Raw genomic sequence first — 20,170 nt, forward strand, 5'->3', positions numbered from 1 at the left:
GTAGCCAACGCTGGAGTGTTTGTTAGTGACTGGCGATCTCGATCGTAACTCATTAGTTAGGCCTTCCACTTCAACTCGTTTGTTCGCTCTCGTGGCACCGATCCCGTCGGTCTTTGTCTCTACTGCAAAGCTCCTTTCTTCGGCAAGCGCTGTCCTCTCTCAAGGTTAGAGACTAGAGTCTGTCCCAGAGGCCAATGAGGCCGATAAAGAAAGAATCCTTCAAGGAGACATATGGCTCTGCATACCAGCTCCCTCGGCCGTCGCGCGGTCGCTGCCATCTCGCTCTGTACGGCCGCATTCGCTGGCACGGCAAGCGCAGCAGACAGCTCCGTTTTAATCGGCGTCGTTTTTCCAACCCAGAATCAAGCTCGCTGGGCGACAGAGGAAAAGATCTTCGTCGCCCGAGCGCAGGCGAACGGCGACAAGGTCATCTTTCAGTATTCCAACGAAAGTGCTGCGACGCAAAAAAATCAGGTCGAAAGCATGATTCAGCGTGGCGTGAAGGTCCTCGTGCTGGTGGCGATCGATCCAGTGGCGGCTGCTGACCTGGTCAAGGAGGCGCAGGCGAAAGGAATCAAGGTCATCGGTTATGACCGCTTCGTCGTCGGCGCCAAGCCGTCGTACAACGTGGGCCGGGACTTTTACGAAACTGGGAATCTTCAGGCCAGCACGGCGAAGCAACTGTTCCCTTCTGGCGACTTTGCGTTGATTCGTGGTGACAAGGCGACCCTGGCACAGGTCGAAATGTCGAAGGCCTACAACGACGTCCTGGTCAACAAGCCTGGCATCAATGTGGTGTACGACACGCTGACCCCGGGTTGGGAAACTGCGACGGCACAGCGAGAGGTCGAGGCGGCACTGCAAAAAAATCCCAATGTTAAGGCGGTCGTCGTCATGTGGGACAACGGTGGCCAGGCTGCCGTGCAGGCATTGAAATCCGCCGGGAAAAAGCCGGGCGAGGTTTATGTCTCCGGCAGTGATGCCTCGACGCCGAGCCTTCGCTACATCGCGCAGGGTTGGCAGACCCAGTCCGTGTGGGCTCCGATCGACAAAACTGCGCTGAAGGCTGCCGACGTCGCTCACGCGCTTGGAACGGGCGTCGCGCCACCCGCCCCCACTACGACGGTGAATGGCGTGCCCACATTCTATGTGCCGCAAGTCAACGTCACCAAGGCCAATCTTTGCGAGTTCATCACGAAGATCGCGCCTGCGGGCTGGGTCACTGCCAAGGACGTCTTTGGGCCGGAGGGTAAGAGCTGTGAATAAGAGCGTCCCCGGGCCGGGCTCCGATCAGCCCGCAAAGGCGGGCGCTCTGCTCGAGGGGCGCGGGCTCGGCAAGTCTTACGGAAGCGTTTCGGTCCTCCGTGGTGTCGATATCGCGATCCGAGCTGGCGAAGTCCTCGCGGTGCTGGGGGAGAACGGCGCAGGCAAGTCGACACTGATGAGAATCCTCTCGGGAATCATTCCACAGGGAGAGTACGAGGGTTCGATTGAGATCGACGGAGCCCCCGCGCACTTTGCTTCGCTCAGCGCTAGCGAAGAGGCCGGCATCGTGCTGGTGCCGCAGGAGCTGCATGTCATCCCGCACCTGTCGATTGCAGAGAATATGTTCGCATCCCGGCTGCCGGGGCGCTTTGGACTCTATGACGAGACAGCGGCGGTCCGCATGGCAAGGGAAGCCCTTGAAGTGTTCGGCCTCAACGTCGATCCTCGCGCGCGCAGCGCTATCCTCACACCGTCCGAGCGACGCCTCATCGTCCTGGCGGCAGCGCTGCATCGATCTGCGCGCGTGCTCATCCTGGATGAGCCGACGGCGGCGATGACGGATGTCGAAACCGATCTGCTGTTCGAGCAACTTAGATTGATCCGCGACGCAGGCGTCGGCATTGTTCACATCACGCATCGGCTGGATGAACTGGGGCAGATCGCCGACCGAATCCTTGTGCTCAGAAACGGCGCCGTCACGGGTCGGTTCAATTCGGTTCCCGCTAAGGCCGAGTTGGTGCAAGCGATGCTCGGTGAAACCTTTGAGGCCAACGCCCAACGTGAGCCGTCGAGTCCGCGCTCGCGGCGTGGAGCGCCCGTTCTGCAGGTGAAGAACTTATCGGTGTACGTCGACGCTCCGCAACGCCGGGCTCGATCGACCAACGTCAGCCTCGAGGTCTATCCGGGCGAAGTCGTTGGGCTCTACGGACTCGTCGGCGCGGGGCGCACCGAGTTGGCGAGAGCGTTGTTTGGCGCGTGGCCCGGACCAGTGACTGGCGAGTGCGTCATTGCGGGGCACCGAGGAGTGCCTCGCAATACGCACGAAGCACGCCGGCGTGGCATGTCGCTGCTAGCGGAAGACCGCAAGTCTCAGGGCGTCATGCGCGGCCAGTCCATCAGCAACAACATGACGGCGTCCATGCTGGAGGACTTTTCGATGTTTAAGTTACTCATCGACATTCCGCGGGAACGCCGGCACGTGGCCGACATGATCGCAAAGCTCGGCGTGCGCCCTGCCGACCCGGGTGTTTCGCTCAACGCACTGAGTGGCGGCAACCAGCAAAAGGTCCTCCTCGCGCGCTGCCTCTTCAAGGGACTGAAGGTACTCATCCTTGACGAGCCAACCCTGGGTGTCGACATCGGTGCCCGCGTCGACATTTACAAAGAGGTGCAGTCGATCGCACGAGAGCGAGACGTGGGCGTTCTGATCATTTCAAGCGACCTTGAAGAGATCTTGGCGGAGGCGGACCGCGTATTCGTGATGTACAAGTCGCGAATCCAAGGTGAGTTCGCACGCGGCGTCACGTCCCACGAGCTTTTATCCGCGGCAACAGGAGCTTTGCACGCATGAAATCGCAAGAACTGTCTTCAAACGCGGCAGTGCTCTCACAGCCTGCAGCCGCACCAGGATCAAAAGCGCTGTTGATCGAGCTGATGAAGTCGCGGGCGATGGCGCTCCTGCTGCCGTCGGTGATCCTGTTCTTTTATTTTCAGGTCATGTCCGACGGTGTTTTCATTTCGTCGGCCAACGCGTCGCTTCTGCTGCGTCAGACTGCGGCTGTGGCAGTGGTCGCCGCGGGCGTCACGGTTCTCATCATCATGGGTGAAATCGATCTGTCGATTGGCAGCACTGCATTCTTGGCCGGCCTGGTCGCCGCCGAATGTCAGATGTCCGGGTACGGTGTGGCGGCAAGCGTGCTGGCCGCGATCGGCACAGGTGTGGCGATCGGCCTGGTGCAGGGCATCGTCGTGACACGACTGTCCGTGCCGGCGTTCATCGTCACACTCGCGGGATTGCTGCTTTGGCGAGGCCTGGGGCTGGCATGGACCAACGCGGCGGCCATTGGCCCCGTCGATGCGGACTTCGCGAACCTGACGGAGGGTCGCATGTCGCCCCTCATGACTTTCGGCTTGATCGCGGCAGTCGTTTTACTAGCTGTCTGGAGCACCTACGCGAGATACCGCTCGACAAAAGAGCACGGCGCCGTTTCATTTGGATCGGCCGCGGCTCCTCTGGGCCTTGGCGTGGCTGCCGCCGGAGGTCTTTTGTGGTTTTACATCGGCGGCGGCGGCGTGCCGAACGCGATCTTGTGGATTGGCGCGATCGCGGTATTACTCGACATCATCCTGACGCGCGCGAAGTTCGGACGCCAGACCTTCCTTGTTGGGTCAAACAGTGAGGCTGCCGTGTACGCCGGCATCAACGTCCGACGAACCGTCCTGATTGGCTTCGTCGTAGTGGGGGCGATCTGCGGCATCGCGGGAACGATGCTCATCGCACGGATAGGAACATCGACGGCTGATTCAGGCATCAATCTTGAACTCACGGCGATCGCGGCGGCGACCATCGGCGGCGTGTCGCTCCGAGGCGGAATCGGCTCGGTGCGCGGTGCCTTGCTCGGTGCCTTCCTGCTTGCAACGATCGATAACGGAATGTCGTTATTGGGCGTTTCCAGCTATGCACAGAACGTCGTGAAGGCACTCATTCTCGTTTTCGCTGTCGGGCTAGACGGCTATTTGACGCGACGCCGCTCGACACGGTAAACCCAGAGACCTTAGACGCGTAGTGCGTCCAGCGGCTGCGATCAAGAAATCTATCCCAAACCTTATCTGTTGCGGCACTCCATGCCGTGCACTCACAATGTGACAGGAGTTTTCATGAGTAACGTTACCTATGATTTTTCGGGCCAAGTTGCATTGGTGTCTGGCGCGGCGGCTGGCCTCGGCCTCGCCACCGCCAAGGCTTTTGCGGCGAGCGGAGCAAAAGTCGCGCTGGTTGATATCGACGAGGGGGCCCTGCAGGCTGCGGTCAAGGGTCTAAGGGAAGAGGGGCGCGAAGTGCTCGGCATTTGCTGCGACGTCAGTGACGATCGCCAGGTGAAGGAAATGGTCGAGAAAACGGTCAAGACTTTCGGCAGGCTGGACGCAGCCTACAACAATGCGGGCATCGTGCCGCGTGCGACGGATTTCACCGAGATCCTCCAGTCCGACTATGACCGTCTGATGGCGGTCAACCTCAAAGGCGTGTGGAGCGCAATGAAGTACGAACTGCTCCAGATGGAAAGCCAAGGCTCCGGCACTATCGTGAACTGCTCGTCTCTGGCCGGCCTGGTTGGCGGTTATGGCCGTCCCGGCTACCACGCCGCCAAGCATGGCGTGGTGGGTCTGACGCGGAGCGTCGGCATGGAATACGCTGCTCGCGGCATCCGGGTGAACGCGGTGTGCCCCGGCACCATGGTGACCCCGCAGGTCATGCGCATGTCGGACTCCAACGATCTTGACCTTGAACTTGTCGAGAAGAGCGTCCCCATCAAGCGCATGGGCCGCGCCGAAGAAATTGCCGATGCTGTGCTTTGGCTTTGCAGCTCGGGCTCGACTTACGTCATCGGCCAGGCACTCGCTGTCGACGGCGGTTACACGACTCAGTAATCGATGCCCTTATTTGATAGGTCCAAGAACAAGAACTCATCCAGCGCCATGAATCTGGCGCCTGGTTTGCGCAACTTCAGCGGAAAGAGATGGGCGTGAAAGGTTTGTTTTTTCTTGGTGACCGCCAGGTCGTCCTCGCGTCGGTTGATGACCCAACGCCGGCCCACGGTGAGGTGGTGGTCGAGATTAAAGCATCCGGCATGTGCGGCAGCGACCTGCATCCGTACCGGGCGCCCCACGATTCCGAAATCCCGCTCGAAAGACGCTTCATTGGCGGTCACGAGCCCTGTGGCGTCGTCGTCGAAGTTGGACCAGGTGTGCCGAAGCATGTCGCCAAGCCCGGTGATCGCGTGATGGTGCACCACTACCACGGCTGCACAACCTGCGCGCATTGCCGGACGGGTTGGCCGCAACTGTGCCGTCCCGCGACCCGCACGACGTACAGTGCCAATGCGCATGGCGCGCACGCGCCGTACATGAAGGTGCCGGCCTCGACGCTGGTCTGCCTGCACGAGTCACTGAGTTTCGAGGCGGGTGCTGCCATTGCCTGTGGGACTGGAACGGCATGGGGGGCGCTGGAGCGTCTGAAACCCGGTGGCAATGAAACCATCGCCGTTTTTGGCCAAGGGCCCGTAGGTCTTTCGGCGACCATGCTGGCAACCGCCCGAGGTGCCCGGGTGATTGCCATCGATCTCGACGATGATCGCCTCGCTCTCGCAAAGTCATTCGGCGCTGCGCAGACGATCAATGCCAACGACGTTGACGTCTGTGAGGCGCTGCGAGACCTGACCTCGGGCCACGGGATCGAGATGGTCGTCGAGACCACCGGTTCGTCGCAGGCCGCTCAGGCGGGCATCGACAGCACCGCCGTCTGGGGGAAAGTCTGCATGGTCGGCATCGGCAGCAAGGTCTCTATTGAAACTCGCGCACTACTGGACCGCCAGGTTACGGTCATGACCTCGTACACGATGTCGACCGTGCAACAGTATCAATGCGCCGAATTCATCGTTTCCCGCAACCTCGACCTGGATCGCCTCTTCACCGACCGCTGGCGTCTGGATCAAGCGGAGCAAGCCTATCGGGTACTCGACGCACAGTCGAGCGGTAAGGGCGTGTTCCTTTTCTGACCGCTGAACCTACCTCAAAAGACCCACCTGATCTGATGGAAGGGAACGACTTTATGAACTGGCAAGCACGCGATAACAGTCTTTACATCGGCGGCCGGTGGCTGCCACCCGCTAGCGATGATCGAATCGATATCGTCTCGCCGTGGACGGAGAGTGTCATTGCGAGTGTCGCGGCGGCTTCACCGGCTGACATGGACAGGGCGGTCACTGCGGCGCGGTGCGCATTCGATTTCGGGCCCTGGCCAAATTTGTCCATGGATCAACGGATCGCGACGGTGGCGCGCTTACGTGACATCATGGCCCACCGACGCAGTGAAGTCGCGGAGGTCATCACGCGTGAGATGGGCAGCCCGATCACGGCATCGCTGACCCAACAGGCGCAGATCCCGCTGTTGATGCTCGACGCCTTCATCGAGATCGCTCGCGACTTACCCCTTAGCATGCTGCGCAAAGCGGCAACGGGCCAAGGTCAGGTCTTCCGTCAGCCCAAAGGCGTGGTAGCCGCCATCGTGCCGTGGAATGCACCCATGATGAGCATCACGATGAAGCTGGGCCCTGCTTTGCTCGCGGGTTGCTGCGTCATTGTCAAAACAGCGCCGGAAACGGCCTTGTCCGGCCAGCTCCTGGCCGAGATGCTCGACGAAGCAGGCTTTCCGGAGGGTGTGGTCAGCGTGCTGCCTGCCGACCGGGGCCCGAGCGAGTATCTCGCGCTCCACCCTGGTGTCGACAAGGTTTCGTTCACGGGATCAACGGCTGCTGGGCGGCATCTGGCCGAAAGGTGCGGCGCGCTGCTGCGCCCGATCACGCTCGAACTAGGCGGCAAATCGGCCGCATTGATTCTCGACGACGCCGACATTGAGGATGCCGTTGAAAAGCTTCGCGTCGGTGCCTTCCGCAACTCCGGCCAGATCTGCAGCCTGAAGACCCGCATCCTGGTGTCTCGTCGGCGCAGGGACGACGTCGTCGAGGCGCTGGGGGCGCTGCTGGATACGATGCCCGTCGGAGATCCGAATGATCCCTCGACCCAGATTGGTCCGATGGTGTCGAGCCGACAGATGAACCGTGTGTCCGGTTATATCAACCAAGGCATCAAGGAGGGCGCGCGCCTCGCCAAGGGTGGGCCTGGCCTTCCGCCGGGCCTCTCACATGGTTGGTTCGTACAGCCCACGTTGTTCGCCGATGTCGATCCTGGCGCCACTATCGCGCAGGAAGAGATCTTCGGCCCGGTTTTGTCGATCCTCTGCTATGACGATGAGAATCATGCCGTCACCATCGCCAACAACTCTCAATATGGGCTCAACGGCGCCGTGTTCTCGGCTGACGTCGAGCGCGCTGTTTCTATCGCACAGCGCATCAAGACTGGAATCGTCGAGATCAATGGCTGCGGCGTTGGCTTCCTCTCGCCAATAGGCGGAGTCAAGGCCTCCGGGCTAGGACGCGAGGCTGGCCCGGAAGGGTTCGAGCCATATTTTGAATACAAGGCGATCGGTGTACCCGAGGGCTACGCTTACTGCCCTCGCCCCTAGTTCACGCACAACGAGCGTCGCGCGGGTTTCGGCATTCTCAAAATATTCTGTCCATCCAGAGGTGTTCCATGTCAGAAGTGTCAGTCGTCGCCATATCAATCGCCAAGCCCGGATACGAAGAGCGTCTGAAGGCAGCGCTCGAGGGGCTCGTCAATCCGGTTCGCAATGAGGCCGGCGCCCTGCAGTACGATCTGCATCAGGATAGGAACGACGGGAGGCGCTTCGTCGTCATTGAGCGGTGGGCGAACGATACCGCATTCCAGGCCCATGTCGCCGCGCCTCACATTGAAGCCTACCGAAAGCTTGCGAGCGACTGGCTTGAGTATGCGGAGTTTTTCGCTCTGGATCATGTGCGGTAATTTGCACTCCACGCATCTAGAAGACCAAGGAGACAAACCGTGAGAATTGGACAAGCGCAACTGGTAGCCGACGGCTTCTGCTTCCTGGAAGCGCCGAAGTGGCGAGACGGCAAGATCTGGATGTCAGACGTTTTCGGCCGGGCAGTCTATACGGTGACGCCGGAGGGCAAGCGCGAACTGGTGTGCAAGATCCCTTTGATGCCCGCGGGTCTGGGTTTCATGCCGGATGGCCGGCTGATCATTTCCTCGCACGGGGACCGAAAACTGATGCAGTGGAAAGACGGCGAGCTCTCCGTCTACGCGGATCTCTCAGCCGTCATTCCCTACTGGATCAATGATTTCGCGATCGACGCGAACGGCCGAATCTACCTCGGTAACTACGGCTACCATTACAACAAAGGTGAGGCGCCACAGCCGGCCAGGATGCACCGCGTCGATCCAGATGGCAGCATCACCGAAATCGCTACGGGCATGGACTTCCCCAATGGGGCTGTCATTATCAATGGCGGCCGCACTCTGGTCGTCAACGAAACCTGGGTGGGCCGCGTGACGGCCTTTGATCTGACGACCGACGGCAAGCTCATCAACCGACGCGTTTTCGCACATTTGGGGGAGCGTGGCCCCGATGGCATGTGCGCCGATGCCTCGGGTGCAATTTGGGTCGGCTGCTATAACTCGGGCGAGATCCTTCGTGTGCTTGACGGTGGAGAGATCACCGATCGCTTTGCCTTCGACGGGCGCGCCATATCTTGCGTTGTTGGAGGGGAGGACGGTCGCACCCTCTACATGACTGCGTTCCTGGGCGCCAACGAGGAAGTGGCACTGGCAAAACCAAAAAGCGCGCTATTCAGCGCAAAGATCGATGTTGGGCAGCCTGCCTAACCTTATTCACTATCGATAGTGCGCGGCATTCGTCCGATTTCGCTGGAGAGAACTAATGTTTGACGGTATGTCGACCACGACGAAGTAAGTCCCGATCGACATACCGCCTAACGCTGACGCTTACCGGTCCGAGCGCTTTCGCACAGCCCCCGGCGGGCGCAGTCGTTGCGTACCCTTGCGGGACGTAAGCGGCGGTTTGCGGCGCCAGTCCTCCAGTTCTCGGGCGCAATAGCAAGGGCCACGAGAAAGTGGACCACTATGAGATTGACTGAAAATCTCTCGCGGTAACGCGATCAAGACATATCGCCTCGACCTTTGCGCTACGCCATAGAAAGGTGTGCCGTAACCAAACCTCGTATGGACAAATCGAAGCCGATGACGAGGGGCCAACGACAAACCCGCCGTTCGGCCTAGGCCGCTGCGCTCACCAAATTGAGTCTACGTAGGTGTGCGTTCGTAAATAAGCGTCTGGAGTAATGAGTGCACCACCAAGCGCAATGGTCGTGGCAACGATGACTTTTTGATGAGACGTGAGCGGCACCGAAATGTTCGCCGCCCGTACGGCGATCGAAAAATCGACGGGAATCACGCGCATCCCCTCTATCGTTGCCAATGTCAACAGCCAGCGTCGGGTGCTGATTGATAATGCGAGTCGCCCGTCTTCGATGAACTTGCCAACATCAAGCACACTGATGCTCGAAATCGCAATTTCGCCCGCTTCCATTCCACGCTCGACTGCCTCACGAGCTGCTACGCTCAGCTTGCCCTGGTCGCTCAGCCATAGCAGCAAGGCGCAAGTATCGAGCACAATCATGGAGCGCTCTCTCAACTCTGAGTTAGGTCGGGTGTGGCTTCCGGATCGAAGTACACGATTCCAGCACGAAGAACGTCTATCGGATCATCGCGACCCGACGTATAACGGCGAATTTCTATGGTTGGCTTGCCACGACTCGTCACAACCACCTTTTCACCCAGAGCCTCGACTTGGCGGAACAGTTCACAAGCTTTAGCCTTAAACGTCGCCTTCGAGATGCGCTTTTCCATCTTATCTCCCCGATCTCACTCACCGCATAGCTGCTACTAGCGGCTTACAAAAGCGCCACCTTTTATCCGCAACGGCCGGTCGAGGCAAGCTGGCAAGAAGCACCACTCCGTGAATTACAAAGGAGCCTTGTGATCTCTTTCGCCCCCACGCCTCTTATCATTGTGGTACGCATTTCGCGATATTGGATTTCGTGATGGCTGGCGTAGCAAGTTCCACGAATTGACCCGTACGTGGATCCCCGCCGCGACGCTCCAATTTGCCCTGAGCAGTTCGTCTGGTTGAGGCTTAAGCTCGGACGTCCATCCGGGAATGTGCATGAAAGCGCTCTCAGTCGATGCGATCCGCGGGCATCTGCGTCGAAGGTGCGAAGCGTTGCTCGAGTTCCCGCAAACGGGGCAGCCCGCCGAGCGCGGTGAAGTCAGAAAAACTGGCGCATCGATCAAGGATGGTCGTAACGGTGCCTACCCGCCGAATCTCGGCCAGCGCCTCAGCCATGGCCTTGATGGCGACCAGGGTGGTGAAATTTGGCAGAATCATTAACCGGTAGCCGAGGCGACATAATTCGTCCGGCGTTAGAAACGGCGTCTTGCCGCTGGCGGCCACGTTGAACAGATGGTCACCGGGGATCGATTGAGGAATTTGCGCGATCTGTTCCAGTGTGCTTGGCGATTCGACAAACAGCATGTCCGCGCCGGCGTCCAGATATGCCTTGCAACGTAGAACGGTCTCGTCCATGCCCGCAACCGCCAGTGAATCGCAGCGCGCAATGATCATGAAGTCCGGATCGGAGCGTGCCTCGACAGCCGCGCGAATTTTCAGCGCCGCTTCCTCCAGCGGGATCAGACTCTTGCCGAGAAGGTGTCCACATCGCTTGGGGAACTGCTGATCTTCCAGATGGATCGCCGCGACGCCAGCCCGCTCGTATTCCCGCACCGTTCGCTGGACGTTGAGTGCATTGCCGAAACCCGTGTCGGCGTCCGCAATCACCGGGATGCTGACGGACTGGGCGATCGCGGCGGCGTTAGCCACCATTTCCGTCATCGAGATGAGGCCGAGATCTGCGACGCCGAGGCGGTCCATTGCCGTACCGCCCCCCGGCATGTAGACGGCCTCAAAGCCCGCCTGCTCCACCAGCTTGGCTGGCATCGGGCTGAAGGCGCCCGGGGCAATGAGCGTTCGGCCGGACCGTAGCAGCGCCCGCAGCTTTCGCCCGGGGGAAGCCGTGCGGGTTTGATCTTTAGAGTCCATCGGTGCCAGCCGCTGCGCCACTCGAGGCCAGCGCAGTGGTCGCCGCCGGAGATTGTTGGCCATAGGGAATCGCTCTGCCAGTCATCGGATGCAGCTTCGGCGGTTCTGGAAGCCTTTCGTCGGTGACGATACCAGCCTCGCGTGCTTTAATCTGCAACGCAATGTAGTGGGTCCAGATGCGCGCCTGGGCGAATCCGCCGCCGGTGAACCACAGCCCTTTTTGCGGCGTTGGTTTGTACATGTTGCACATTTCTCCGCCTTCGTCCATGCCCCAGACCGGGCCGAGCTTCTGCGCGATTTCATTGCCCAGCAGTTGCTGCACGACCGCATGGGGCGACTGATAGCCCGTGGCCGTGACGACCAGGTCGGCCGGCTCTATCCGACCGTCCTTCATTAAAGCGCCGTCGGGAACGAACCGCTCGATATCGCTGTATTGCAACAGGCCGATCTCGCCGTTGACGATGAGGTCTGAGCATCCGACATTGAGGTAGTAGCCGCCGTGACTCGCACGAACCTTCATTTGGTGACCACCACCCTCTGCACCAATGTCTAGCTTAAAGCCTTTGGCCTGAAGCCCATCGAGCAGTTCCCTGTCGTTTTCGAGCATGCGCTGCGTGGCAATTTTGTAGCCGCGCAGAAGAACCTCGAATGTGTTGCAACTGACGATCAGATCACAATCATCGAGTGGCAGCCCTTCGTTGTAATAGATCGAATGGTTGATACTGGCCGACTTCACGCTAAACACCGTCAGTGACCCGCGCTGAATCATCTTGACCTTTGCGCCATGGGCGTGGAGGTCTTGCGCGATGTCATGGGCAGTGTTGCCCACGCCGAGCACCATGACCTTCTTGCCATCCCATTTCGCACCGCTGTCAAAGTGATGCGAGTGAATGAGTTCGCCCTTGAAGTCCCTCAGCCCCGGTACGTCTGGCACATTGGGCTCTCCCACCACGCCGTTGGCAAATACCAGATGGCGCGGATGGAGTATGCGCTCCGTCCCATCGCCTAGTCGCACCCGGGCGTTCCAGACGCCGCGCTTCTCGTCGAATCGTCCCTCGACAAACGTCGTGTTTGTCCAGACGTTACACTCCATCGTCCTCGCATACGACTCTATCCAATCGCCCAGCATGTCTTTGGGGAGATACCGGGGCCAGCTGGACGGGTACTGCAAGTACGGCAGGTGATTCAATTCGATACCATTGTGTAGCGCCAGCGCGCTATACCGCCGCCGCCAGACATCGCCAACCTTCGGAAGCCGCTCCACGACGAGTGCATCCACGTTTAGCAGACGCAGCCGCGCGGCCAGTTCGATGCCGTTGTGACCGCCGCCGACGATGAGCACCGCTGGCTCCCGGTCGACATAGAGCTGATCCTTGGCTCTGCGTTCGCCCCAAGGTTCACCGCCGAAAGTACGTTGTTGCGACCCATCCGGTCGATTGGGCCCAATCGGCTCTTCGAAGCCCTTGAGCTCGCGCAATGACGTGCTGATCACCCAGGCCCGGCCCGGATTAGCGGTCGGCATGCGCAGGACGCCTTGTCCCCGGCCCACGGCCGTTTCGAAGTGCATGATGGCCTCTACCACTTCTACGCCGGCCCGCGTCAGACGCCGTGGGCCGGTCCGACCCTCGGCAATTCTGAAACCATGAGCTTGAACGCGTGGTTGCTCGCTCAGTAGGCGGTCAACGACGGCTTTACGGCCGTCTGATGGCGTGATGGTCCAAGTGAACGCGAGCAGGTCGCGCCAATGGGCATCCTCGATAAACAGCGCCTCCAGAGCCGACGCGTCAAGTCCGCGCAGCGCCTCGTCGAAACTAGACAGCCAGTGCTGCACACGCTCGATATCCGGCATGGATTGAACGGACGATTCCTTGACTCCGTAAGAACTTTCAGCCATCGCGATGCTCCAGTCGTAATAAGTAGGCGAGACACCGTATTGCCGGTTCGCCCGATGCCCTTTAATGTAGGGAAACATGCGGCATGCGCCTAGCCGCGTGCGCGCCAATGACCCTTGCCTTGCGCGCAAAGATCAACGCTTATTTATATCGACTGCCGAGGGGACATCTGTTGGACGACTTCGCACGTATTAAAACCTTCATCAAGGTCGTGGAGGCGGGAAGCTTCTCAGCCGCGGCACGCAATCAATATTCGGTCAGTTCCGTGGCACGTCAGGTCAAGTCCCTTGAGGACGAACTGGGAGCCCGCCTGCTCAACCGCACTACTCGCAGCCTGGCGCTCACCGATGCCGGGCGTCAGTTTTACGAACGGGTAACGGCGATCGTGAACGACTTGAACAAGGCGAAGTCCGAGGTCACGTCGATACATGAGGAAGTCAAAGGCGTTCTACGAGTGCGGCTGCGCGTAACAGCCGGAACGACGGTCGTTGTCCCAGCCTTGCCGGCCTTTCTGGCGCGCCATCCTGAGCTGGAACTAGACATCACCGTTAACGACGAGCGATGCGATCTGGTTGCCAACAACATCGATGTGGCAATGTGGCTTGGAGCAATTCCCGACGCCGAGATCGTGGCCCGTCGACTCAGTCCGACGCGGCGAATCGTCTGCGCGGCGCCGGCGTACCTCGAGCGTTACGGCCCACCGCAAACTCCCCAGGATTTGAGCCGTCACAAGTGCCTGGTGTTCGCCGCTCCGTCATACAGCAACCAATGGAGCTTCACCCGCGCGGGGCAGATTGAGAATGTTGAAGTGCACGGCAACATCCGGTCCGACAACGGCCTCGTGTTGCTGGCTTCGGCCGAGGCTGGCGTTGGCATCATAATCGCGCACGAATGGATGGTGCGCGGCGCGTTGGCAGATGGGCGTTTGATCAAGCTTTTAGGCGACTATATCGTCAACCCTCGGCCCGGCGACGCCGATCTGTATGCAGTGTTTCCTTCTAGCCGTGGGCTTTCTCGCAAGATCCGAGCGTTCGTCGATTTTTTGGTCGAGGCCTTCAGCCACGGAGACGAGCCCGCTTGACGTTGGTAGAACCGGATGGCACCACAAAAGGAGCCCTTTTTCCCGGCCACCAGACTCGCTGTTAATCGATATGCTTCACCGAGCCTTCTCGCGGGGCGTGCCAAGGACCTTGGCGACCCACGCAACAGCGGATGCGGCAAACTGGTAACGTGCCAAGTGTGGAGAATGCCGTGAAATCCAGGCCATCGAATCGTCAAACAATGTCGATGAATGTTTATGAATCTCTCGATGAGACCCATCGGGCGATCGTTCTACATCTGGAGCGGCTCAAGCTGCTTGCACAGTTGCTTCCAACCGCGCCTTCTAACGAGACTGTCCGCGGCCAGGTTCGCGAAGTGATCGACTTTTTCACTGGAGCCTCACGCGAGCACCACTACGACGAGGAAAAGTTCGTCTTTCCACCACTGCTGGCCGGCACCGATGCGACGGTGCACAAGGTCATCGAACGCCTGCGAGAAGACCACGCCTGGATCGAATTGCAATGGTTGGACATTCAAGCGCAGCTTGAAACATCTGCGGAGGGCGCATCTGCGAAAGATGGTCAGGACCTGATCGCCGCAATTGACGACTTTGCCCTCCTTATGCATGACCACATGGCCTTGGAAGAGTCTACGTTGCACTCGGTGCACTCGGCAGACTAGGCGCAATCGGTAAAGATGGCTGAATAGAGACGAGATTGATGCAGACCGCGCAGTTGGAAGTCGCTCAGCTGTGTAGAGCGCGCACCCCTCGCCGCTCTTCACGTTTACAAGAAACACGCACGTCTGGAAGAGAGGCGCCAGCGCCGTCTGCCAGTTGACGCCGCCTCATTCCTGCTGGCACTGCCAGCGCCGAGGCCGCGGTTTCCTGCGGCCTTGTCCTGTCGGCGCAACCCAGGTAGAAGTCAGCTGCAGCTTTTGCTGTCAGCGCCGAAGACCTCCTTGGCTGTCACCCAACCGGTGGGGGCGATCTTTCTCACAAACTCGCAGAGGTTGGCCTTGGTGATATTGACCTGCGGCGCATAGTAGGTCGGCACGCCGTTGACGGTCGCACTCGGAGCAGGCGGAGCCGCCCCCGTCCCGAGCGCGTGCGCAACATCGGCAGCTGTCAGCGCCAATTTGTCGATTGGAGCCCACACTGATTGAGTCTGCCAACCCTGCGCGATGTAGCGCAAGCTCGGCGTCGAAGCGTTGGTCCCGGAGACGTAGACGTCGACGGGCTTCTTGCCGGCCGATTTCAAGGCCTGGACCGCAGCCTGCCCACCGTCGTCCCACATGGTGACGACTGCCTTAATGTTCGGGTTCTTTTGCAGCGCCGCCTCCACCTCGCGCTGAGCTGATGCGGTCTCCCAGTTAGGAGTCAGGGCGTCGTACACGACCTTGATACCCGCCTTGTTGATTAGGACGTCGTTGTAGGCCTTCGACATCTCAACCTGCGCCAAGGTCGCCTTATCGCCGCGAATAAGCGCATATTGGCCGGAGGGGGAAATTTGCAGCGCCGTCGCGGCTTGAAGCTTGCCGGTTTCATAGTAGTCGCGTCCGATGTTGTACGAGGGCGTGGCGCCGACGACGAAGCGGTCATAGCCAATGACCTTGATGCCCTTGGCCTGGGCTTCCTTGACCAAGCCGGCTGCTGCTACCGGGTCGATGGCTACCAGCACCAGGACTTTGACGCCGCGCTGAATCATGCTCTCGACTTGATTCTTCTGGGTCGCGGCACTCTCGTTCGAATATTGGAAGATTACTTTGTCGCCGTTCGCCTGCGCCCGCGCGACGAAGATTTTTTCTTCGATCGCCCAGCGAGCTTGATTCTGGGTTGGAAAAACGACACCGATCAAAACTGAGCTGTCTGCGGCGCTTGCCGTGCCAGCGAGTGCGGCCGCACATAACGAGAAGGTAGCGACCGCGCGGCGGCCGGGCGAAGTGTTGCGCAGAGCCATATGTCTCCTTGAGAATTTATTTCTTTATCGGCCTCGTTGGCCTCCGCGCCAGACTCTAGTCTCGAATCTTGAACCAGGACAGTCTGTACCGGACAAAGGAGCTTTGCGCACTGAGCAAAGCTAACGATGAGTTCGATCCGGTTGGTTTCGCGTGCGCCGTTCCGATCCGATTCTTGCGACAGACCGCAAGGTGCTTACCGCGTCCGCCAGTTGCTGCAGAATTCATGCGCCTCTAACCTTCTAATTAAGGAGGGCATCAAACTCATGCTGAATCTGCACGGAAAGGTAGCTTTTGTCGCGGGCGCTGGCTCGGTCGCCGAAGGTTGGGGAAACGGCCGCGCGACCGCCGTCCTGATGGCGCGTCAGGGCGCCAAGGTGTTCGGCGTTGACTATAGTGCTGAGGCGCTATCAGGCACAACAGCCGCCATGGAACAGGAAGCAGGCGCGGACTGGACCGGCTGGCTGGCCAACATGACCTCCACCGAGGAGGTTGAAAGAGCCGTGGCCGAGTGCCTTAGCCGATACGGCCGCATAGACATCCTTGTCAACAACGTTGGCGGAAGCGCACCCGGTACGCCGGTTTCGATGTCGGTCGATGAATGGGACGGTCAGCTTGACCGAAATTTAAAGACAGCATTCCTCGGATGCAAGCATGTCCTGCCGGTGATGGAACGCCAGTTCGCCGCGGAAGGCAGGGGAGGTGCGATTGTCAATGTATCCAGCATTGCGAGCATGAGCTTTCAGGTCGATGGACGAGTGCACGTGGCATACGCCGCTTCGAAGGCTGGCCTCGAGACACTGAGCCGCGCGACGGCTATCGCCTATGTCAAGAAAGGCATTCGCGTAAACAGCGTCGTGGTTGGAATGATGCATACGCCACTTGTAGCGCATCGACTCACGCAGCAGCTTGGTACAGCGAATGCCGAAGACCTGGCAACCAAGCGCAATGCGCTCATTCCAATGGGCCGCATGGGCGACGCGTGGGACGTCGCGAATGCTGTAGTGTTCCTGGCAAGTGACGAAGCAGGATACATAACGGCGACACAACTCGTCGTCGATGGCGGAGTGACGGCAGCGCGACCGGGGAACGTTGACTCCGATGCCCGCTGAACAGCAACATTGTTCCGAGAAAAGCGCTGTGACCAACTCGTCAACGCACCTGCCCGTCCGCGCTGAATGGTTGGCTACGCACAGCGAAATGGCGTTGGATCCGGCCCTTCCAGTTATCGACTCGCACCACCACCTGTACGACCGGCCGGGCTCGCGGTATCTTTTCGACGATCTTCTGTGCGATATCCGCGATGGCCACAATGTTCGCGCCACGGTAATCGTGCAAGCCCGATCGATGCTTAGAGCTGATGTCCCAGCGCACTTGCAACCTCTTGGTGAAACAGAATTCGCCAACGGCGTCGCCGCCATGAGTGCGAGTGGAATCTACGGCGACGCTCGTGTTTGCGCCGGGATTGTTGGATTTGCGGATTTGACGCTGGGGGATGCCATTCGACCGGTGCTGGAACGCCACATCTCGCTGGCTGGCGGCCCAATCGACACGGGCGGTCGGTTTAGAGGCGTGCGACAGTCCCTGACCTGGGATGCAGACGCCTCGCTTACGAACCCCCTCTATCCCACTACGCAATCCATGATGGACGAACCCCTCTTCCGCCGCGGGTTCGCGCATCTTGCCCCATTGGGGCTGAGCTTCGAAGCCTGGGTTTTCTTCCACCAGCTTTCGAGGGTCGCCGGACTTGCGCGCGCATTCCCGCAGACCCAGATTGTGTTAAACCACTGTGGCGGAGTCCTCGGCATTGCAGCGTACGCGAATCGACAAGCCGAGGTTTTCACGCACTGGAAACTGGGTCTGCAGGAGCTAGCGGACTGTCCCAATGTCATGGTGAAACTTAGCGGTCTAGGGATGCGGCTTGGTGGTTTTGCGTTTTCGGACCGCGAACGCGCGCCCAGTTCTGACGAGCTTGCCGACGCCTGGCGCCCTTGGATCGACACGTGCATCGACACCTTCGGGCCCGACCGATGCATGTACGGCAGCAACTTCCCCGTTGACAAAGGCAGTTATGGCTATGGCATCGGCCTGAACGCGCTCAAGAGACTAACGGCAGAATATAGCCGTGATGACAGGGCGAACATATTCTGGCGCTCGGCACAGACGTTCTATCGCTTGCCGGAGTCGAGTATGGTTATGTCGTCATCGAACCGGTGATGAGACGGCTCCAACAGCACGTGAGATTAGTGCTCGGTCAGATTACAACCAGGAGACATTCGTGAGTGGACGACTGCAGGGCAAGGTTGCCATCGTGGTGGGCGCCGGGCAGTTCCCGGGCCAAAGTGTAGGAACGGGCAGAGCAACAGCCCTGCGATTCATGCAGGAAGGTGCAACCGTGTTGGCTGTCGATCGTAATCTCGATTCCGCCCGCGAGACGATCCAACTCGCCGGCGATACGGCCGGAAGCTCGGAAGCATTCGAATCGAACGTGACGGTCTCGGAAAGTCTGAAAGCGGCTGCCGAATTCGCGGTGGCGCGGTGGGGGCGTATCGACATCCTGTTTTACAACGTAGGTGTTTCAATCGCGGGTGGAGACCGCCCCATCGACGAGATCACCGATGACGTCTTCGATCGCATCACCAGCATTAACCTGCGCGGCGCCGTGATGGCTGCCAAATATGTCCTGCCGATCATGCGTCAGCAACAGTCTGGCGTGGTCATCAACGTGGCGTCCGTGTCTGCCATCGAGACAACGCGGCCGAACATTACCTACCGAACCAGCAAGGCCGGCCTGATTGCATTCACGCAGCAACTGGCCATCCAACATGCTGAGCATGGCATCAGGGCAAACGCGATCCTGCCAGGTATCATCGACACGCCGATGTCCGTCGACCAGCGGGTGAAACTACTCGGCGGCTCACGAGAGGAATTGGTGGCCAGGCGCAGCCGGGAGGTGCCTTTGCGCGGGCAGCAGGGAACTGGCTGGGACGTAGCCAATGCGGCAGTCTTCCTCGCCTCCGACGAGGCTTCTTTCATAACTGGCGTCAGCCTGCCCGTGGACGGCGGCATGCTCATGCGGATCGGCTACTAAGACAGCGGGAAATCAATATGATAAACGACCGAAATCTCGACGGCGCAGGCGAAGCAGGAGGCTCGGCCAACATTGACGGCGCCGCAGATCTAGATGGTATCTTCAGCACACCAGCGGTAGTGAAGAAGCTTCGCGCTATCGCGCCGTCGAACTACGCAGCGGCTCAGCGTTTCTGGCAATCGGCCCAAAAGGCTACGGCGCTGACCCCGCGCGTGAAGGAGCTAGTCCTTCTTGCACTGCACGCAACCTCAACGGCGCTCGATAGCGATGGAGTTCGACGGCACGCCGATCGGGCGGTCGCGGCAGGCGCTTCCGAGCAGGACATATTCGACGTTCTGCTGACGATCGTCGGCATCGCTAACCACGCGCTGTACTTCGCGGTGCCGGTGTTGATGCGCGAATTGCGGTCGCTTGGCCACCCCGATGCTGGGCTTCCGCCGATTACTGCCGAATCGGAGACCGTCAAAGAAGAATTTATTCGCGCGCGCGGCTTTTGGAACGACCAGCGCGATGTCATTGTCAGGGCGATGCCGGACTATTTCACCGCTCTCGCAGAGTTGTCTGCCGAGCCCTGGACGAACGGTTCACTAACGGACAAAGAACGTGAACTTGTCTGCATCGGCATCGACTGCACGGTGACTCACATGTACGAACCGGGGCTGGTCATTCACATCCGAGGAGCCCTGAAGCAGGGAGCAACCCGGGCCGAGATTCTCGAGGTTTTCCATCTCGCTGCGATGACCGGCCTGTCTGGATACATCCTTGGCGCCGAGGCGCTTTACGGTCAGGACAACCCTCGACGGTAACTCGGAGCCCGTTCGAAATCGGCTTAAAGACGCCATTTTGTTTGCCGTATAGCGGCGCCGGCGGACTTTCGGCGCAGGGAGCAGAGACGCCTTTCAAGTAAAGGAGCGGCAGCTTCTCGGCGCTCCGACGCCGGCCGTGCGCCGAGCAGTGATGCCGTTTCAACCGGCTTGACAGCCCGTCTTGTACCGGGAGAGGCGGCTGTGCTCAGATCCGTCAAGCGCGCCCGGAAATCGATAGGATTGAAATTAGGATAGCCTTGGTGATGCGCATCGCGTCCGCCCC

At 59.7% G+C, this 20,170-nt stretch carries 19 protein-coding genes; 14 read left to right on the forward strand and 5 right to left on the reverse strand.

Annotated elements, in window-relative coordinates; genetic code table 11:
• The first annotated feature begins 231 nt into the window (after nucleotides 1–231).
• The 8 genes from AB3X94_RS18120 (at nucleotide 232) to AB3X94_RS18155 (ending at nucleotide 8,808) form a co-directional block, all read left to right on the forward strand.
• The gene (locus AB3X94_RS18120) at nucleotides 232–1,266 is read left to right on the forward strand and encodes a substrate-binding domain-containing protein (RefSeq protein ID WP_018434044.1); all 1,035 of its coding nucleotides are present in this window, start codon (nucleotides 232–234) and stop codon (nucleotides 1,264–1,266) included.
• Nucleotides 1,259–2,836: a sugar ABC transporter ATP-binding protein gene (locus AB3X94_RS18125; RefSeq protein WP_368612254.1), complete on the forward strand. Its 1,578-nt coding sequence runs from the start codon at nucleotides 1,259–1,261 to the stop codon at nucleotides 2,834–2,836. Before AB3X94_RS18120 ends, AB3X94_RS18125 begins: the two co-directional genes overlap by 8 nt.
• A complete protein-coding gene (locus AB3X94_RS18130) occupies nucleotides 2,833–4,029 on the forward strand; it encodes a hypothetical protein (RefSeq protein ID WP_368612255.1) in 1,197 nt (398 codons plus the stop codon). Before AB3X94_RS18125 ends, AB3X94_RS18130 begins: the two co-directional genes overlap by 4 nt.
• Before the next feature lie 114 nt (nucleotides 4,030–4,143).
• On the forward strand, nucleotides 4,144–4,914 hold the full coding sequence (locus tag AB3X94_RS18135; protein ID WP_368612256.1) for an SDR family oxidoreductase: 771 nt from the start codon (nucleotides 4,144–4,146) through the stop codon (nucleotides 4,912–4,914).
• An 89-nt stretch (nucleotides 4,915–5,003) separates the two neighbouring features.
• The gene (locus AB3X94_RS18140) at nucleotides 5,004–6,041 is read left to right on the forward strand and encodes a zinc-binding dehydrogenase (RefSeq protein ID WP_368612257.1); all 1,038 of its coding nucleotides are present in this window, start codon (nucleotides 5,004–5,006) and stop codon (nucleotides 6,039–6,041) included.
• Between the two features lie 53 nt (nucleotides 6,042–6,094).
• Nucleotides 6,095–7,567, forward strand: a complete 1,473-nt coding sequence (locus AB3X94_RS18145) for an aldehyde dehydrogenase (protein ID WP_368612258.1) — start codon at nucleotides 6,095–6,097, stop codon at nucleotides 7,565–7,567.
• Between the two features lie 68 nt (nucleotides 7,568–7,635).
• Nucleotides 7,636–7,926 carry a putative quinol monooxygenase gene (locus AB3X94_RS18150; RefSeq protein ID WP_184225683.1) on the forward strand — a complete coding sequence of 97 codons (291 nt, stop codon included), beginning with the start codon at nucleotides 7,636–7,638 and terminating at the stop codon, nucleotides 7,924–7,926.
• Between the two features lie 39 nt (nucleotides 7,927–7,965).
• Entirely contained in the window at nucleotides 7,966–8,808 is an 843-nt protein-coding gene (locus AB3X94_RS18155; protein WP_018434036.1) for an SMP-30/gluconolactonase/LRE family protein, read from the forward strand.
• 424 nt (nucleotides 8,809–9,232) lie between these two features.
• Here the strand turns inward: AB3X94_RS18155 and AB3X94_RS18160 are convergent, their stop codons facing one another.
• From AB3X94_RS18160 to AB3X94_RS18175, 4 genes are all read right to left on the reverse strand, one after another.
• On the reverse strand, nucleotides 9,233–9,622 hold the full coding sequence (locus tag AB3X94_RS18160) for a type II toxin-antitoxin system VapC family toxin (RefSeq protein WP_368612259.1): 390 nt from the start codon (nucleotides 9,620–9,622) through the stop codon (nucleotides 9,233–9,235).
• Between the two features lie 11 nt (nucleotides 9,623–9,633).
• A complete protein-coding gene (locus AB3X94_RS18165; protein WP_084598330.1) occupies nucleotides 9,634–9,852 on the reverse strand; it encodes a type II toxin-antitoxin system Phd/YefM family antitoxin in 219 nt (72 codons plus the stop codon).
• A gap of 328 nt (nucleotides 9,853–10,180) precedes the next feature.
• Nucleotides 10,181–11,101 (reverse strand): oxaloacetate decarboxylase, encoded by a 921-nt coding sequence (locus tag AB3X94_RS18170; RefSeq protein WP_368612260.1) that lies wholly within the window; start codon nucleotides 11,099–11,101, stop codon nucleotides 10,181–10,183.
• Nucleotides 11,091–13,073 carry a flavin-containing monooxygenase gene (locus tag AB3X94_RS18175; RefSeq protein ID WP_368612261.1) on the reverse strand — a complete coding sequence of 661 codons (1,983 nt, stop codon included), beginning with the start codon at nucleotides 13,071–13,073 and terminating at the stop codon, nucleotides 11,091–11,093. The genes AB3X94_RS18170 and AB3X94_RS18175 overlap by 11 nt, the downstream gene beginning before the upstream one ends.
• A 92-nt stretch (nucleotides 13,074–13,165) precedes the next feature.
• Between AB3X94_RS18175 and AB3X94_RS18180 the strand changes: the two genes are divergently transcribed.
• Together AB3X94_RS18180 and AB3X94_RS18185 are read left to right on the forward strand one after the other, a co-directional pair.
• A complete protein-coding gene (locus tag AB3X94_RS18180) occupies nucleotides 13,166–14,074 on the forward strand; it encodes a LysR family transcriptional regulator (RefSeq protein WP_217709851.1) in 909 nt (302 codons plus the stop codon).
• A gap of 170 nt (nucleotides 14,075–14,244) precedes the next feature.
• Complete coding sequence (locus AB3X94_RS18185; RefSeq protein WP_176106136.1) at nucleotides 14,245–14,715, forward strand: hemerythrin domain-containing protein; 471 nt, start codon at nucleotides 14,245–14,247, stop codon at nucleotides 14,713–14,715.
• Nucleotides 14,716–14,957: 242 nt separating this feature from the next.
• Here the strand turns inward: AB3X94_RS18185 and AB3X94_RS18190 are convergent, their stop codons facing one another.
• Nucleotides 14,958–15,992 carry a substrate-binding domain-containing protein gene (locus AB3X94_RS18190; RefSeq protein WP_368612262.1) on the reverse strand — a complete coding sequence of 345 codons (1,035 nt, stop codon included), beginning with the start codon at nucleotides 15,990–15,992 and terminating at the stop codon, nucleotides 14,958–14,960.
• A 264-nt stretch (nucleotides 15,993–16,256) separates the two neighbouring features.
• Between AB3X94_RS18190 and AB3X94_RS18195 the strand changes: the two genes are divergently transcribed.
• The 4 genes from AB3X94_RS18195 (at nucleotide 16,257) to AB3X94_RS18210 (ending at nucleotide 19,887) form a co-directional block, all read left to right on the forward strand.
• Nucleotides 16,257–17,102: an SDR family NAD(P)-dependent oxidoreductase gene (locus AB3X94_RS18195; RefSeq protein ID WP_368612263.1), complete on the forward strand. Its 846-nt coding sequence runs from the start codon at nucleotides 16,257–16,259 to the stop codon at nucleotides 17,100–17,102.
• A 28-nt stretch (nucleotides 17,103–17,130) separates the two neighbouring features.
• Entirely contained in the window at nucleotides 17,131–18,207 is a 1,077-nt protein-coding gene (locus tag AB3X94_RS18200; protein ID WP_368612264.1) for an amidohydrolase, read from the forward strand.
• A 61-nt stretch (nucleotides 18,208–18,268) separates the two neighbouring features.
• A complete protein-coding gene (locus tag AB3X94_RS18205) occupies nucleotides 18,269–19,081 on the forward strand; it encodes an SDR family NAD(P)-dependent oxidoreductase (protein WP_184248040.1) in 813 nt (270 codons plus the stop codon).
• A gap of 17 nt (nucleotides 19,082–19,098) precedes the next feature.
• Nucleotides 19,099–19,887: a carboxymuconolactone decarboxylase family protein gene (locus tag AB3X94_RS18210; RefSeq protein WP_368612265.1), complete on the forward strand. Its 789-nt coding sequence runs from the start codon at nucleotides 19,099–19,101 to the stop codon at nucleotides 19,885–19,887.
• Nucleotides 19,888–20,170: the final 283 nt, after the last annotated feature.

It is taken from the genome of Paraburkholderia sp. BR10923 (assembly GCF_040948765.1).
GTDB lineage: Bacteria > Pseudomonadota > Gammaproteobacteria > Burkholderiales > Burkholderiaceae > Paraburkholderia > Paraburkholderia youngii.